The organism is Alteromonas sp. AWJ4_199 (assembly GCF_056159165.1).
In genome coordinates, this window is the sequence record NZ_JBSWUR010000001.1 from 1,806,332 (window position 1) to 1,822,741 (window position 16,410).

The window sequence follows — 16,410 nt, forward strand, 5'->3', positions numbered from 1 at the left end:
ACCAGTTTATACTTAGCAAGATAATAGTAACTTACTTACGTTGCAACAAGGTTTATAACAAAAACAAAAAAGCAGCTCGATTGAGCTGCTTTTATTAGGATTGTAAGCGCTTAGTTAAGCTGCATGTCAAACCCTACAAAGTAAAATCTTCCTCGGGCACTCGCTGGATAAGCAAAGTTCGTCAAGAAAGGTTCTTCGTTAGTCACGTTCTTAATACCTCCATACATTTTAACCGTATCGGTTAATACATATGAGAAGTTGATATCGTGCTGGAAAAATTCATCCATTACGACAGAGTCGTCATAATCACCACGCTCGTATTCTTCGATTTCAACAAATGCAACTAACTGCTCATCCATGTACTGAGTTTGCCAACCGATTTGCAGATCCTGCCACTTCCACGTCACGGTAAAGTTGCCAGCCCATTCAGGGCGATTTACTTCACCAAGCTCTGGGTTAACTTCGGTAAGGTCATTCGGGTTAGTAAACTGGTCAATCTCGTTCACCTTGGTTCCAGAGATTTTGGTTAAAAATGTATGGTCATCAATTTCAAAGTCATAGCCAACACTGAAATCAACACCTGATGTTTCTAAGCGAGCAAAGTTAACTTGCGTTGAACGCAAGAAGTTAAGGCCGCCGAACTGTGGTGAATTTGCATCGGTATTACGGGTAAACAAAGAGCAGAAATTTTCGTTTAAGTTTTCACCGATATAGCATCCATTAACAATATCATTAGAGCTAACTGAACTGATTGCTGACTCAATTTCGATGCTCCAGTAGTCAGCTGTTAGTGATAAGCCTTCTAACCAGCTTGCTTGATATACGAAACCCACTGTTGTCGTATCGGCTGTTTCTTCCTGTAGTTCTGGGTTACCACCAGTTACTCCAGGGAATGCGGCTGAAAGTGGATCGGTGTAAACATACTCGCCAGCTTCGTTAAACGGGTTATAACCAATTGACTGGAAGTCTGCCACGCAGTTGGCTTGTATCTGATCTGCTGCTGCCGGGTCATTACCACGGATACCTGCAATTACACTAGCATTACAAGGGTCAGTAGGACGGAATGTTGTACCCACCTCAGGACCGAAAAGCTCTGTAATGTTGGGGGCTCGAACAGCCTGTGACTGTGACAAGCGGATCATAAGATCTTCGTAAGGCGCATACATTAAGTTTGCACGCCACGTCGTTGTGTCTCCAATTGTAGAGTAATCAGAATAGCGCGCAGCCAAGTCTAACGTAAGTTCTTCAGCAAGCATCTCGCCTTCAATTAGAGGAATAGAGACTTCAACAAATACTTCACTTACATCAAAGTCACCCGTTTCATTCGCCGTTTTAATCGATGGCTGGAATACTAGTGAGTTGTTAGATGAGTACTCAGAAATCAAGGTTCCTGCTTGATATTGTGAGCCTTCAGGGATAATACCAAGTTGCCAATTATCAAAGGTCGCTTCTGATTTTTCTTTTCTATATTCCCCGCCTAGTGCAAAGAATATCGGACCATATGGAAGCTCAAAGTAGTCAGATGAATCACCAGATAGTGAACCACTCACCACGAACTGTTCGATGGTAGTTTTACTACGGCTATCTTGCGTTACCCAATCAACCGCTTCTTGAGAAATTCCGCCTGCGCCGGCCCAAATATTTAAAGGTACACAGCTGCCATCACCTGGTGTAAATGAAAAGTAGCCTGGGTCATATACTGGAATATTAAACGCAGTGGTAACCTGAGGTGTATCTGCGTCTAAGTTCACACGGCAGGTTGCCTCACCTGTTGCAGGGTCTGTAACCGCGTCAATTGCAGAGAAGAAACGGTCTACTACAACAATGTTTTCTGTACCTTCTTGCTCAAACTCGAATCTTCCATAATTTAACGCAAGGTTATACTGCCAGTCGTTTTCTAGGAAGCCTTCTAGCCCGATAACACCGCGTAGTGTTCTACGCTCGTTTTCAATTTTACCTTGACCAATGCCAATTGGGTCAGCCGTAATGGCAACACCACCGATTTCGCTCGCCAACGGCTGAATGAAAGAAGGCAAGTAAGGATTATCTGCAGCACCAAATAATAAATCCCAGTATGAAGAAGGCTGGCTTTCATTTTCTGTTGTCTGAACAACGTACTTAAACTCACCAAACACGGTGCTTGTGTCAGTAAGGTCATAATGACCTAACAGGTTTAACGCAATTTTGTCGTTTGGCGTAATTAGATAGCCACGCTGCTGCTGAATGGTGTTATAAGAATCACCACCAAAGCCTTCAAAGTTACCTGAAACCAAGCCGTCTTGAATTGGTCTGTAAGAGCCATCTTCCAATACGTTCCAGCAACCACCTAGTGCACCGAATGACGCAGCACCAAACGAGCTGTTATATCCAGAAAATGAGTCAAGACAGTCTGGCGTTCCATTACCATCAAGGTCGATATTAGTCGCAGGATCAAACCCCTCAAACGTATAAGGGTTACCCGGTATGATGTAGCCATAACCTGAAGTGAATGGGAAAGTGCGGTAAGGAAGAACTGCACGAGGATTTGCTGTGGCCGCGCGGTTGAACAGCGCTAGCTCTTCTGAAGTTAAATTCGGCTGGGATCCAAAAGTATCTACGTAGTTTTGAATGAACGCATCCTGAGATGGAATGCTTAAACCGAAATTGAATAGACCGGTATTGTCGTAGTTATAGTATTGCGCCAAGTTTGGTGTACTAGCACCAATATCGCCTTGTTGGAATCGCAACGCGGGGTTAGTCCAATCTCGCGCAGAGCCAATGATCAAACCATTATCTCTTTCACTTACCCGCACGCCTTCATCGTTTTGATACTCAATATTTATTGCAAAATTACCTCTGTCGTTGTCAAAGTTTTCACCATACAACGCAGACATACTAATTTGCTCGCCATCGCCTTCAGACGAAATGCCCGTATTTACATCAAATTCAAAACCTTCATAGTCATCTTGCAAAATGAAGTTAACTACACCCGTTACCGCATCGGCACCATAAACGGCAGAAGCACCGCCGGTAAGCACTTCTACAGACTTAATCAGTTTAACTGGGATTGAACCCACATCTACCGCTGCAGAACCGGCAACACCGCCCACATGGCGACGACCATTTACTAGTGTTAAGGTACGATTTGAACCTAAACCACGCAGATTAAGGATATTCGCACCGTCTGCAAACGCTGAGTCTATAGAGCTTTCCGCTGTTGTAGATGAAAACAATGCAGGGATGTCGTTGATTACATCAGTGACAGAAAACTCACCTGAGAGCTGAATATCTTCTTCTGAAATTGCCTGAACAGGTGAAGGAGATGCTAGGTTAGGATCTCGCGCTATACGAGAACCAGTGACCACTACTTTTTCTACATCCTTTTCGTCAATAGCGGCTTCTTCCTGAGCCTGAACTGCAGTTGCACTTAATGCTAGTGCAGATGCTACTGCACATGCGAGTACAGTAAGCTTGTTTTGCTTTGATGAATCAAAAGCCATGTGTGTTTCTCCAAATATACTTTCTCGTTCCATCATGCTCTTTTTGGCATTTATTGAGGAATCTAAAAGCGATGGTTATTTTTTATATGTTTAAAAAATGCGTTTTATATAATTTTTTTTACAAGCTGTTTTTTGCAAACTATGTGCCTATCAAAAGGCGAGTAATCAGCGAATTTACCGCCAAAAAACGGCGCATTATGCATATTTACCCAATAAAATCTATTTAATATTCAAATAGACTTATTAACGCACTTTCGAATGCACATTTTTCGTGCAAAAGTCCTAACAAAACCTAGATTTATTGAGAATTGGGTTGAAATCAAGGCGACTGCGCACTAACAAGGTGCGAAAACGAATGAATAAGGATTCATTGTAGTGCGTAAATGCAAGTAGAATCGGTACTGGAGAATGATATAAAGCAACACTTATACTTTCGTATAGTTTTAAAAAACAGCTACTGTCGCTTGTTTAAATACTTATCAATGTGCATTTGAAAACTTCTGTGGTCTCGACACTTCACCGTTCCCTGTACTGATTTGGGCCGCTCACCCGCTAAACTAGGAAAATCACGTTCTTCAATCGTTACACCCTTATTTTTACTGAGTGCGCTGAATAACTTTCCTTTTATTGAACTGCAATCAACGACTATTTCAATGCTTTTTAGAAAATCTTCGTTTTCAGTATTGGAGGGGGTAGAAAGCTTAGGGTTTCTTTTCACATTCGAATGGGTTTTGTTTGAAGGTGATTGGTTGGCGATGTTGTGTAAACGTTGTGCGTTCAAACGATTGATATAATCTTGTGTGGCATCCCCGATTTTAAGCTTGGTTTCTTTTGTTCTTGCTTTAAATTGTGGTGAAGGTTCTTTTACCAAAAGTTTCTGTGGCTCTTTAGATTTGCCAACCGCTTTGCTAGCGCTCGATACTTTCTCAGCCTTTTTAGTTTTTTCTATGGCAGCGCTGTGTTCTAGGTCGCTACCTTTATCATTCACTGGTTCTGAATCAATGTCGGCCTTTTGAGGGGCAGTCGTTGGCATTGCTAATACTGCTTTTAGCAATACGGGTGGAAAGTGTTGCTGACTTACAGACTCGTTTTGTGTGGTGAATGCCAACGTGAGTAACAAACTCCCATTGATACCAAGTGAAAGTAAAAGCGCACGGAGATCAGAAGCGCTTGGCAGGCTTATTTGAGTAAAACAACTCCTCTCATGCTCATATCTATCAATCCTTGGCTCTACCATTAATGCATCCATCCATAAAAGCACGTAGTAGTTGAGCACTATTAAACAAGAAAGTTCAGATAGCTTTCACGCAGAAAATAACAGTGATTATGGAATATGAATACGGGTGTAAGAGAATTTAAATTTTCGTGTTACCTGGAAAATTTGGAGCGGGAAACGAGATTCGAACTCGCGACCCCGACCTTGGCAAGGTCGTGCTCTACCAACTGAGCTATTCCCGCATAGAGTCGATGCTGTGCATCTTATAGATACTTACCGATGGTAAGTTAATTTGGAGCGGGAAACGAGATTCGAACTCGCGACCCCGACCTTGGCAAGGTCGTGCTCTACCAACTGAGCTATTCCCGCAACAAAAGAGGTACTTCGTTTGAAGTGGTGCGCATTTTACAAAAATTTTGGGGTAACGCAACCTTTAATTCTACTTTTTTTGCACCTCAATGTTTGAATGCCTAAATCGTAAACACTTTCTCTCGATAATAGCGCATTTCTTCAATAGACTCGCGAATATCATCTAGCGCTAGATGTACGCCTTTCTTTTCGAAACCGTCTAAAACTTCAGGCTTCCAGCGGCGCGTCAGCTCTTTTATTGTACTTACATCAATATTTCTATAGTGGAAGTAAGCTTCAAGCTCGGGCATGTACTTAACCATGAAGCGTCTGTCTTGCCCTATGGTGTTTCCACATAGCGGTGACTTGCCTGCATCTACCCATTGCTCTAAAAAGGCAATAGTTTGCGCTGATGCTTCTTCAACACTTATTTTACTTTCTCGGCAACGTGCAGTTAATCCACTTTCACCGTGAACTCGTGTGCACCACTCGTCCATATTGTTTAACACGTCATCACTTTGATGTACCGCTATTACAGGGCCTTCAGCCAAAATATTCAGCTGTGCGTCGGTAACAATGGTCGCGATTTCCATTACTACACAGGTTTCAGGATCTAACCCTGTCATTTCCATGTCTATCCAAACAAGGTTACTGTCGTGTTTACTCATTACTTTCCTCTTTGCGCTACAGACATGGCAACCATGCCCTACAAACGGTATTATTGACATAGTATACGTGAAACTAGAAAAGAATCGTGGCGAAAAAACCAAAACTTACACAACGACAGAAACGACAAGTTGCAGCTAACAGAAGCAAACGCTTGCGTGAAAAGCACGCGTCAAAGGGCGCGGCGAACCTTGATGAAAGCACGCTAGAAAGCGGTACGGTAATTGGTCGCTTTGGTAAACACGCCGATGTTGAAGACGCAAACGGCGCAGTATCTCGCTGCCACATTCGCCGCACGGTAGACTCTGTAGTGTGTGGTGACAAGGTGTTTTTTAGTAAAGGGGATGACGCTGAGTCAGGTGTAAGTGGGGTTATTGAAATTGTAAAAGACAGGCACTCTGTCCTGACTCGCCCAGATTATTACGACGGTATTAAACCCATCGCTGCGAATATTGACCGCATTATTGTTGTTAGCGCTATATTACCTACCCTATCACTGAATATTATCGACCGTTACCTGGTTGCCTGTGAAGACATAGGCATCACGCCGCTGATTGTCCTTAATAAAGTAGAACTGCTCAGTGAAGAGGAACGCACAACCGTTACAGAACAGCTTAAGACGTACGAAAACTTAGGCTACGAAGTGCTCTTCACCAGTTGCAAAACCGGTGAAGGCATTAGCAAACTTAATGAATACCTTAATGATAATATCAGCGTTTTCGTAGGGCAGTCCGGCGTAGGTAAATCGAGCCTAATTAACCAAGTTCTGCCAGACGCCGATGAATTAACCGGCGATATTTCAGATAACTCGGGGCTTGGTCAGCACACAACGACGGCGGCCAAATTGCTTCACTTGCCGGCCGGCGGCGATTTAATTGACTCTCCAGGAGTACGTGAATTTGGCTTGTGGCACATTCCTACCGAACGTATTACATGGGGCTTTATTGAGTTCAGAGATTATTTGGGCGGCTGCAAATTCAGAGACTGCAAGCACTTAAATGACCCTGGCTGCTTACTTAGAGAAGCTGTTGAGGAAGGGAAAATTAGCGCGGAACGCTTCGATAGCTATCATAGAATATTAACCACCATGGAAGAGCAGCGCCCTAGTCACAGTCAGCCACCCGGGGCGTAACGACTGCCACTGGGTTTCAACCTCACTGGAGCGCCAAACCCGTAGGAGCGGCTGAAGAAGTACACGCGCTACTTACGCGTAATAGCCGTCGCTAACTCGACGATTTATTCTTTTGGTGTGAACCACGTGCTTATGCTTTTGTGTAAGCACTCATAACCCTAAAGTTACTCTTAATACCACGACTTACTATACAATTACGCTATCTATGCAATGCGTTATTGCTTGCATAAAAGAAACGGAGATATTTTGTGTTAGATTGGCTTAAAGTTAATTTACAATACGTTACACCAAAGCACCTGCTTTCACGCCTTGTAGGCAAACTTGCAGAAGCAGAAATGGGTAGTGTCACCACCTTTTTCATCAAGCTGTTTATCAAACAATACAATGTTGATATGACTGAAGCGCTGCATGAAAAGCCCGAGCATTACCGAAGCTTTAATAAGTTCTTCACCCGCCCGCTTAAACCTGAGGCGCGTACCATTGACGAAAACGATGACGTACTAATCCATGCCGTTGATGGTACGGTAAGTCAGTTTGGCGATATTCATAGCGACAGTATCTTCCAAGCCAAAGGTCACGATTTTAGCCTAACTACTTTGTTAGGCGGAAAGCCTGAAGTAGCAGCACCATTTAAAAATGGTAAGTTTGCTACTATCTATCTAGCCCCTCGCGATTATCACAGAATTCATATGCCGGTTGAGGGAACCCTTACTGACATGCTATATGTGCCAGGCGAATTGTTTTCAGTAAATCCGCTTACGGCACAAAATATACCTGGTCTATTTGCACGTAACGAACGTGTTGTGGCGCTGTTTGATACACCTGTAGGCAAAATGGCTATGGTATTAGTAGGCGCAACTATTGTGGCTAGTATTGAGACCGTTTGGGCAGGCACAGTTACGCCACCTGCAGGTAAAAACGTTCAGCACTGGTCATATGAAAAAGACACAGAAGCGTCTGTTTTCCTCGAAAAAGGTGCCGAACTTGGCCGCTTTAAACTGGGATCTACCATTGTGGTATGTTTTGAAAAAGACATGATCAACTTTGAAGATATAGCCCCAGGTATGGTTACTCGCCTAGGTGAACCTATGGCTTCAAAAATATCTGCACATGAGATAGTTTCCCAAGACGTTGCTTCACCAGAGCCTGAGCAAAATAGCGATGAGTTCGATGACAATGCAGGTGAGACAAAAAAAGAAACACCATCTGAGGGCGCTGACAGCTAATTTATGGATGCTGTTAAAAAAAGCCTGATTTCGCTTCACCTCACGGTCATTTTATTAGGTGGTACAGCCCTTTTCTCTAGGCTTGTACCACTTAGTGCCAGTGACATTACGCTGGTGCGTTCAGTATTTGCTTGTATCGCCCTGCTGGCATTTTTGAAACTGGCCGGAAATAAAATAAAGCTAAATTCCAGAAAAGATTATGGCGTCGCTCTTGGTCTAGGGCTTTTAATGGCGCTACATTGGGTTACCTATTTTGCCGCAATGCAATATGCTGGCGTATCTGTGGGCATGATTGCGCTATTTACCTTTCCTGTCATTACAGTGCTTATTGAACCTTTTTTCGAACGAGTTAGGCTAGTGTGGCAGGACATTGTATCTACGTTAACGGTAGTCATTGGTGTTTTTTTAATTGTGCCCGAAACGTCGTTGGAAAATGACGTTACCCTTGGGGTACTTATCGGTATTGCATCTGCCATCTTGTATTCGTTTAGAAACCTGATTCACCGTAAGCATTTTAAGCACTACAGCGGTGCGCAAGCTATGGCGTGGCAAACATTAGTTATCAGTCTATTGATGCTGCCAATAGGCAGTGCTGAAATAGCCTCGGCGTCAACGAGCTCTTGGCTAATGCTGTTACTTTTAGGCACAGTATTTACCGCGCTTCCCCATGCTTTAATTGCGGCGAGTTTGCGCCACTTGCGGGCAAAGACATTTTCACTCATTGCCTGCATGCAGCCGCTTTACGGTGTTTTTCTTGCCATCATTTTACTAAATGAAAAGCCTGGTTTAAGCGCACTTCTAGGCGGCATTCTTATTACGTCAGCGTCAGTCTATGAAACGCTCAACACGCATAAGTTACACGGCGCGAACGATAAGTAACGTTCACTCTGAGACTTGAGAAGGGAATGTAGATGCTAATTTTTGCCCACCGTGGCGCTAGTAAAGCCGCCCCAGAAAATACGCTTAGAGCGTTTAAGCTGGCCTTCGAGCAAGATGCCGACGGCATTGAGTTTGATACTTATCAACACGAAAGCGGCATTATTGTTTTTCACGATAGAACCCTTACACGTAGAGCCCGCGAGACAGGTTATTTGTTAGATACGCCTTGGCAATCCCTCAAACAAATGGACATTGGCGATGGAGAGCGCATCCCCTCTCTTTACGAAACGCTTGAATGCGTTCCAGGTAGTAAGTGGTGCAACATTGAAATTAAGCACTTACACGATGTCGATAGCTGGGTAAATGACGTTAAAGCTGCAGTGAAGCAAAGTAGCATAAGTGCTGACAAGCTACTTATATCTTCATTCAACCATCACTGGCTTAAAGCGATTACACACCTATGGCCGGAAGTAAAAATTGGCGCGTTAACCGCAAGCTACGAACTAGACTGCACAGCCAGCGCGCGGGCCCTTAGCGCTTACTCGTTAAATATTGCGCTAGACGCTGTGGATAAGCAGTTTGTGCAAACGGCATTGCAGGAAGGTTTTGATGTATTCGTTTATACGGTAGACGAACCTAGAGATATGCTAATGCTTAAAGAGTGGGGGGTAACCGGCATATTTACTAATCTGCCAAATGTAGCACTTAATACGCTATCTGATTAGGTCACATATTTTCTTAAGCCTATGTTCCCTTAATTATACCAATCCGTATAGATAAGTGCTCGCTGAGTGGGTAATTATCTCTGCGGACTGGTATTACACCAGATACAAAAAAACGAGCCATTGGCTCGTTTCTTAAAACTTTGTTTTGATAGCTACTTAAAATCAGTAGATAGGTGGTCTGAGAACACTGTATTTTTGCAGCACTTACACTGTCGACACAGGCGCATATTGACCCAGTGACCCGCTACAATTAATCCTGCCCCTAACGCAATAGTAAATGGCTCGTAATGATGCCCAAAAATATCTTTATTCCAATAAATTGCGCCACCAGTAAACAGTAGTGCTAGCGGGTAATATTTGCCGTGGTAGCGAATGGCACCGCTAATCAAGGCTACCGCCCCAACAATCAGTGAGAACGTCAGAATAGTTCTTTCAAACCATACTTGCGCAAAAAAGCTAGAACCGATAAGCGGTAACAGAGGCACCAAAACAGGCAGCGCAAGGCAATGCAGCGCACACAAGCTCGACACCCAGATGCCAAGTTTGTCTAGTTTTGTTGGATTCTCGTCAATTGGAGTCATTACTCTAATTACCACCGTGCTTAAAAATATATACGCGAATTATTCGCCAGAGACGTTATATTATAACAGACTCATAAAAATGAGAAACGTTCCCACATTAAATTTTGATCTTATCGAGATGAAAATAGACTAATTAAGTACGGGAAAAGACGAAGATGTTACTCGTTAGGCGCTGTAGTCGCGCGTTCAGTTACCTTTTTAGATAATGTACTCTGCACAAAGCCACTATTAACAAAAGTATTCTGCTCATTTATTTCAGAGCCTATTTTGTTTACATCTGCACGAGTAAGATGAGCAGTCTGGCTCCGCTCTTTACCAAACTGTTTAGCCACTTTAGATGCGTATGAAAAATGGTCGGCTACTGAAGTAAGGGTAAACCCCTCTTTTTCAAGAGAGGGTAAATGCGTATTTAGAAAATCAATTGTTTCTGGGTGAGGGTGACCAATCACTACAACGTGACCATTCTTTTGAGCGATGCGTTTCATTTGATTAAACTGCTTCAACAAGAACGACGGCTCTAATTTGTGGTCCAGAAATACCTGCCTGCTTGCGCTAGGCACCCCCAAACGCTGCGCAATTTCTTCACCTTTAGTTAGTACAGTAGTTCTGCTATCTACAAAGAACAGACCTTGGCGCTTCACCTCTTTTAACAGTGCTTCCATTCCTTCTTGCTGACCGGTGAAAGCACTGCCCATGTGGTTGTTGACACCCACTGCGTTTGGCACACTTTTCATCGCTTTGCGCAAATTATGAGTAATAGCCCCGGCAAACATATCCGTGGTTAATCCAAGCGGCCCCATTTCATTGCCATTTTGTGCCTGCATAGGCATATGGAGCATAACCGCCCTGCCCTCAAGCTCGGCACGATAGGCAATTTTAGAAGCCAGTGGCGTTTGCGGAAGTATAGAAAAAGTAATTTCTTTAGGGAGAGAAAAAGCAGCGACATCGGACGGCCTGTAGCCCAGGTCATCTAATATTATTATTATTTCTGACTTTGCTTTTACTTGAGGGCTAACAAGCCCGCATACAACAAAGATTATACAAGGCATTAGCAGACGCAGAAGCATCTAAATCACATCCGTTTTTTTAATCATTATTATTAAGCGCATTAGGTGAATTACTTCACTTTGTCGCTAAGCATACCAATAACGAAAGTTCTTTCAACAAAACTAAGGCTTAAATCGCTGAATGTTACTTTAAACGGCAACATAAAAGGTTACTGTGAAAAGTATATTGTGACTGAGGCGAACTAATCCAGCCAAGCTTTCGGGTTTAGCGCCTTGCCCTTGTGACGAATTTCAAAGTAAAGATTAGGATATTCCTGACCACCGCTTCGACCAACAAGTGCAATGCGCTCCCCTTGGCTTACGTCATCGCCTGCTTGCTTAAGGAGCGCTTGATTGTGGCCATAAACACTCATGTAACCATCGCCATGATCGACAATAGCCACTAGACCAAACCCTCGAAGCCAATCGGCATACAACACTCGGCCTGGCGCAATACTGTTAACGGGGTCGCCCTCAGCGCCATCTATCACAATACCTTTCCAAGATACTTGCCCTTGACGGCGACTACCAAATAAATGACGTATTCTGCCTTTCACGGGGGCGGGAAGTTTCCCTTTTCTTTTGGCAAGTCCATTCATGCTGAACTCAGCCGCACGCGCAGCGCGTTCAGCTGCTATACGGGCTGCTTCAATAGCACCTCTGAGCGCTTTCTCATCGGCTCGTAATGATGCAATGCGCTGACTTTCTGAAGCAATAGTTTTGTTTATTTTCTTTAGCGTTGTTTTACGGTCCGCTTGACGAGTAATAAGCACGGCCCGCTGGCTTTCTTGGTCGTCTTTGAGCGCGGCTAACGACGATGCTTTCTCACTAAGCTCAGCAGTTACCTCTTCAAGTCTTGCAACATTACTTCTAAAACTTTCGATTTCTTTTTGGCGCGCTTTCGCCACGTATTGATAGTAGGTAATAACACGCTCAAAAGTACGCGCATCATCTTGATAAAAAAGCATCTTAGCGTAGTCGTAGTGACCCGCCATAAACGCACTTTTGAGTTGACTTGCCAGTAAAGATTGCTGTTTGCGAATAGCAACTTTCAATGCATCTTGCTCTTCTTTTAGCGTAGCTTCTTCTTGCTTAACGCTTTTTAGCGCTTGTTCGGTCGTCGATAACGCTGTTGCTACTTTTGCTATTTCTAGCTCTGAGGTCTTCAGTACGGCTTTTAGCTCTTCTGCGCTGGCTTTATTGTTTTCGAGCACTTGCTGCCTCGCACGCAGTTCGGCCTGCAGCTTTGCTAACTTTTCTCTTTGCGCACTAGCTTCGCTGTCTTGAGCTAACGCATCACTTCCAATTGGCATAACAGCCAGAGCTACTATGCATCCGATAACTGAAAGAAATGAACGTGCTGACATAACGTGCGCTTAAAACCTCTACTTTTGCAATGGTGATAACTGCCTGACCAGCTGTATTTCACCACCACTATTAATAACAACATCCAGTGTATCTGACGGCTTCCCATATGCCCAGTGCAATTTATCCGTAATATCAACCATCTAAAGTATTTACGCTCAAGGCGTAGTGTCCGTCTCTTCGCTAACTGAAAGGTAAGCTGGTTTCTCGCCCATTTTTCTATATACTTTGCACTCTTTTCATGGTCTGTAGACAGGGTTAGAGGTAATGGATCAACTAATAGAATTTGCTAGCAACAATATTATTCTTGCTGGTATTTGGGTTGCGCTGATTGCCATGTTGATATTTAGCTATATCAGTGCATGGACATCTTCAGTAAAAGAATTAAGCACGCACGAAGCAACGGTTTTGATGAATAAAGACGATGCGATAGTGCTAGATACACGCCCTGCGAAAGAGTTTAAAGCTGGCCATATTTTGGGTGCCAGACAAATTAAACCTGAAGAGTTGCGTGAGAAAAACTTCAAGAAACTTGAAAACAGTAAAGACAAACCCATTATCGTAGTATGCGCTATGGGTAATCAGGCTCGTGGTACAGCAAATGCGATGCTTAAAGATGGTTTCGCGAATGTGAGTGTATTAAAAGGCGGAATGAACGCGTGGCAAAGTGCCAGCCTTCCCGTTTCTAAATAACAGGTAACCTTTATGAGCAAAGTAGAACTTTACACCAAGGGCCACTGCCCTTACTGCCACCGTGCAAAAGCATTGCTAACGCAAAAAGGTGTAGAATTTATTGAATACCCAATAGATGTTAAGCCTGAACTGCGCGACGAGATGATTGAACGCGCAAACGGCGGCTGGACTGTTCCGCAAATTTTCATTGACGATCAGCACGTTGGTGGCTGTGACGATATGATGGCTTTGGAAGCACAAAGCAAGCTAAACCCAATGTTGGGTTTGGCGTAAAGCGTCAGCGCATACAGCAACGCACTACATTAAATTAAAACGACAATTAAATAGGAAATACCATGGCTGACGAAAATCAGACAAATAACGGCGAAGCAGCGGGCGCACAAGCGCAACAGAGTGCTCAGTTCAATATTCAGCGTATCTACACAAAAGATATCTCTTTTGAGTCTCCAAACGCGCCAGCTATTTTCACTAAAGAGTGGAAGCCAGAAATTAAACTAGACATCGACACTAGCACTAACAAGCTAGAAGAAAATACATTTGAAGTTGTACTTTCAGTTACCGTTACTGCAACGCTAGGTGAAGAAACAGCCTTCCTTTGTGAAGTTCAACAGGCTGGTATTTTTGCTATCGGCGAAATGCCAGACCAAAACAAAGCGCACACACTAGGCTCGTTCTGCCCGAACATGCTTTTCCCATATGCGCGTGAGACTATTTCTAACTTGGTTAACCGTGGTACCTTCCCTCCACTTAACCTTGCGCCTGTTAACTTTGACGCTATCTTTGCGGCTTATGTGCAAAAACGTGCACAACAAGCGCAAGGCGAAGCGCCTAAAATGGACGCCTAATTAGGTGACCATGGAGCAGGTGAACATGAAGTCGAACTTGGTTTCTGAGTCGGTTTCAGTTTCAGTATTGGGGGCGGGGTCGTATGGCACCGCCCTTGCTTTTTGTCTTGCCAGAAATGGTAACCCAACACTGCTTTGGGGTCGTGATGAAAAGCACATTGCTGAAATGGAAGCGAACCAAGAAAACAGCCGATATCTTCCTGGCGCAACTTTTCCCGATTCACTTATTGTAAATGCCAACTTAGAAGAAGTCGTTGCTGCCAGCCGAGACATCTTGGTAGTGGTTCCTAGTCACGCATTTGCCGCTATGCTTCAAAGCTTGAAGCCATTGCTTAAACCGCATCAACGCATCATTTGGGCGACTAAAGGGCTTGAACCTAAGACTGGGCGCTTGCTTCGCGATGTGGCGGAAGAAATTCTAGGGACAGATTACCCCTTAGCAGTTTTATCCGGGCCCACTTTCGCTAAAGAAATGGTAGCGGGATTACCTACTGCAATTTCTTTGTCTTCTACCGACGATACCTTAAGTGACGAGTTTGCAGCAAAGCTTCATTGCGCAAAGTCGTTCAGAGTATACAAAAACTCAGATTTTACTGGTGTGCAGTTGGGTGGCGCAGTTAAAAACGTTATCGCTATAGGCGCGGGCTTAGCCGATGGCCTTGGCTTTGGTGCAAACGCGCGAACGGCGCTGATCACCCGAGGTTTAGCAGAGCTTACCCGTTTGGGCGTGAAGCTGGGTGCAAGTCCAGAAACCTTTATGGGTATGGCGGGTCTTGGCGATTTAGTATTAACCTGTACTGACAATCAGTCGCGCAACCGTCGCTTTGGGCTGGCTTTGGGTCAAGGCAAGAGTGTCGATGTTGCTATTGACGAAATCGGACAAGTGGTTGAGGGATATCGCAACACTGAAGAAGTGCATATATTGTCTAAAAAAGTAGGCGTAGAAATGCCTATTTGTGAACAAATTTATGCTGTGCTTTATCACGGAAAATCCCCTAAAGAGGCGGCCTTAGCTCTGCTTGGTCGAGACCTCAAGCAAGAAGCTTAGTGAATAATTGATGGTTTTTGCTTGGTAGCAAAAACCATCAACCGTTTAACGCCCCACTTATTCTATCTATATCCAGCCTATTAACCTGTCTTAGCGGCCTTCTCTTACCACGATCACTTTAGTGTTGTCGTGATAGCCAACGTGACTGCGCTTGTGGCGTTTCACTTTTTTCACCTTTTTGTAGGGTGAATCAACAACCACATAGCGATTCCCATGCTTGCGATAGTAATGATTATTAGCAACGTAATAACGATGATTGTCGATAACCTCCACTCTATGCGCACCTGGCAAGACGTTAACGTACAGGCCAATTTCAGGAACGCGTATGGCTACGTCAATAAGCGGACGAGCAGGTTGCGTAATAATAGTGACTCTTTCATTCGCCCCTCTATTCGAGTGAGAGTGATGACCTGAATGGGCGCTTGCCTGCCCCGCAATCATTAAGCAAACGCCAGTGATAATACCCAGTGTGATACGTTTCATACTGCTTCTCCTAACTCATTCGTGCATGTTCACAGGCTATATTAATGAGTGAAGCTGAACGAAAACTGACTCAGGCAGGCTTTACAGTGTCTTTACACTAGGCGCAAAAAAGCCCCAGCAAGGGGGCTTCGTAAAAATGAATGTCTTCGGGCTGCTTTTAACACCTTCTGCTAGCGTGCCCCTTCGTAGCCAAATTGACGCCAGCTTTCATACACAAAGACAGATACGGCATTGGATAGGTTCATGCTGCGACTGTCTGGCAACATGGGAATGCGAACACGCTGCTCTGGAGGTAACGACTGAATATAATCGTCGGGTAAACCACGGGTTTCAGGACCAAATATAAGTGCATCACCTTTTTGATACGATACATCGCTATGAAACGCTTTGCCTTTTGTTGTACAAGCGAATACTCGATTTGGTTTTGCATCTTCAAGGTAGGCTTCTAAGTTTGCATGGCGCTTAACGTGAGCAAATTCATGATAATCTAAACCTGCACGTCGTACTCGCTTGTCGTCCCACTCAAAACCTAAAGGCTCGATTAAATGTAGTGTGAACCCACTGTTTGCGCATAGACGGATAATATTTCCCGTATTTGGCGGGATCTCTGGCTGATAAAGTACGACATCAAGCATGTTTTTAAACGACCTTCACTGTTAATAACCGACGTATTCTACA

At 44.0% G+C, this 16,410-nt stretch carries 16 protein-coding genes and 2 tRNA genes; 8 read left to right on the top strand and 10 right to left on the bottom strand.

The features are described from left to right. Window positions 1-110: 110 nt before the first annotated feature. The 5 genes from ACXAER_RS07920 to orn all read right to left on the bottom strand — a co-directional run bounded on the left by ACXAER_RS07920 (window position 111) and on the right by orn (window position 5,711). Entirely contained in the window at window positions 111-3,479 is a 3,369-nt protein-coding gene (locus tag ACXAER_RS07920; protein WP_474828147.1) for a TonB-dependent receptor domain-containing protein, read from the bottom strand. 454 nt (window positions 3,480-3,933) lie between these two features. Then, complete coding sequence (locus ACXAER_RS07925) at window positions 3,934-4,716, bottom strand: hypothetical protein (protein WP_474828149.1); 783 nt, start codon at window positions 4,714-4,716, stop codon at window positions 3,934-3,936. Between the two features lie 145 nt (window positions 4,717-4,861). Beyond that, window positions 4,862-4,937, bottom strand: a tRNA-Gly gene (locus ACXAER_RS07930). A 51-nt stretch (window positions 4,938-4,988) separates the two neighbouring features. Beyond that, window positions 4,989-5,064, bottom strand: a tRNA-Gly gene (locus tag ACXAER_RS07935). Between the two features lie 101 nt (window positions 5,065-5,165). Continuing rightward, entirely contained in the window at window positions 5,166-5,711 is a 546-nt protein-coding gene (orn, locus tag ACXAER_RS07940; protein ID WP_012517056.1) for an oligoribonuclease, read from the bottom strand. Window positions 5,712-5,797: 86 nt separating this feature from the next. Between orn and rsgA the strand changes: the two genes are divergently transcribed. From rsgA to ACXAER_RS07960, 4 genes are all read left to right on the top strand, one after another. Then, window positions 5,798-6,841, top strand: coding sequence for a small ribosomal subunit biogenesis GTPase RsgA (gene rsgA, locus ACXAER_RS07945; protein WP_014975509.1), 1,044 nt, complete (start codon window positions 5,798-5,800; stop codon window positions 6,839-6,841). 248 nt (window positions 6,842-7,089) lie between these two features. Continuing rightward, complete coding sequence (gene asd, locus ACXAER_RS07950; protein WP_474828152.1) at window positions 7,090-8,067, top strand: archaetidylserine decarboxylase; 978 nt, start codon at window positions 7,090-7,092, stop codon at window positions 8,065-8,067. A 3-nt stretch (window positions 8,068-8,070) separates the two neighbouring features. Further along, window positions 8,071-8,946: a DMT family transporter gene (locus ACXAER_RS07955; protein ID WP_474828154.1), complete on the top strand. Its 876-nt coding sequence runs from the start codon at window positions 8,071-8,073 to the stop codon at window positions 8,944-8,946. Window positions 8,947-8,978: 32 nt separating this feature from the next. Next, complete coding sequence (locus ACXAER_RS07960) at window positions 8,979-9,671, top strand: glycerophosphodiester phosphodiesterase (RefSeq protein ID WP_474828156.1); 693 nt, start codon at window positions 8,979-8,981, stop codon at window positions 9,669-9,671. Window positions 9,672-9,823: 152 nt separating this feature from the next. Here the strand turns inward: ACXAER_RS07960 and ACXAER_RS07965 are convergent, their stop codons facing one another. From ACXAER_RS07965 to ACXAER_RS07975, 3 genes are all read right to left on the bottom strand, one after another. Next, window positions 9,824-10,252, bottom strand: a complete 429-nt coding sequence (locus ACXAER_RS07965) for a MerC domain-containing protein (RefSeq protein WP_474828158.1) — start codon at window positions 10,250-10,252, stop codon at window positions 9,824-9,826. A 158-nt stretch (window positions 10,253-10,410) separates the two neighbouring features. Further along, window positions 10,411-11,319, bottom strand: coding sequence for a divergent polysaccharide deacetylase family protein (locus ACXAER_RS07970; RefSeq protein ID WP_474828160.1), 909 nt, complete (start codon window positions 11,317-11,319; stop codon window positions 10,411-10,413). A 182-nt stretch (window positions 11,320-11,501) separates the two neighbouring features. Continuing rightward, window positions 11,502-12,665, bottom strand: coding sequence for a murein hydrolase activator EnvC family protein (locus tag ACXAER_RS07975; RefSeq protein WP_474828162.1), 1,164 nt, complete (start codon window positions 12,663-12,665; stop codon window positions 11,502-11,504). A gap of 265 nt (window positions 12,666-12,930) precedes the next feature. Here ACXAER_RS07975 and ACXAER_RS07980 point away from each other — a divergent pair, with 265 nt between their 5' ends. The 4 genes from ACXAER_RS07980 to gpsA all read left to right on the top strand — a co-directional run bounded on the left by ACXAER_RS07980 (window position 12,931) and on the right by gpsA (window position 15,249). Beyond that, window positions 12,931-13,356 (top strand): rhodanese-like domain-containing protein, encoded by a 426-nt coding sequence (locus tag ACXAER_RS07980; RefSeq protein WP_474828164.1) that lies wholly within the window; start codon window positions 12,931-12,933, stop codon window positions 13,354-13,356. Between the two features lie 12 nt (window positions 13,357-13,368). Continuing rightward, a complete protein-coding gene (gene grxC / locus ACXAER_RS07985; protein ID WP_014948069.1) occupies window positions 13,369-13,629 on the top strand; it encodes a glutaredoxin 3 in 261 nt (86 codons plus the stop codon). A 62-nt stretch (window positions 13,630-13,691) separates the two neighbouring features. Beyond that, window positions 13,692-14,201 carry a protein-export chaperone SecB gene (gene secB / locus ACXAER_RS07990; RefSeq protein WP_474828166.1) on the top strand — a complete coding sequence of 170 codons (510 nt, stop codon included), beginning with the start codon at window positions 13,692-13,694 and terminating at the stop codon, window positions 14,199-14,201. Window positions 14,202-14,211: 10 nt separating this feature from the next. Beyond that, window positions 14,212-15,249 carry an NAD(P)H-dependent glycerol-3-phosphate dehydrogenase gene (gene gpsA, locus ACXAER_RS07995; RefSeq protein ID WP_474828168.1) on the top strand — a complete coding sequence of 346 codons (1,038 nt, stop codon included), beginning with the start codon at window positions 14,212-14,214 and terminating at the stop codon, window positions 15,247-15,249. Window positions 15,250-15,339: 90 nt separating this feature from the next. On the opposite strand, the gene ACXAER_RS08000 is transcribed toward gpsA, so the two are convergent. Beyond that, window positions 15,340-15,732, bottom strand: coding sequence for an NAD(FAD)-dependent dehydrogenase (locus ACXAER_RS08000; RefSeq protein WP_474828170.1), 393 nt, complete (start codon window positions 15,730-15,732; stop codon window positions 15,340-15,342). Window positions 15,733-15,902: 170 nt separating this feature from the next. Then, a complete protein-coding gene (gene trmL, locus ACXAER_RS08005) occupies window positions 15,903-16,367 on the bottom strand; it encodes a tRNA (uridine(34)/cytosine(34)/5-carboxymethylaminomethyluridine(34)-2'-O)-methyltransferase TrmL (RefSeq protein ID WP_039219267.1) in 465 nt (154 codons plus the stop codon). Between the last annotated feature and the right edge of the window lie 43 nt (window positions 16,368-16,410).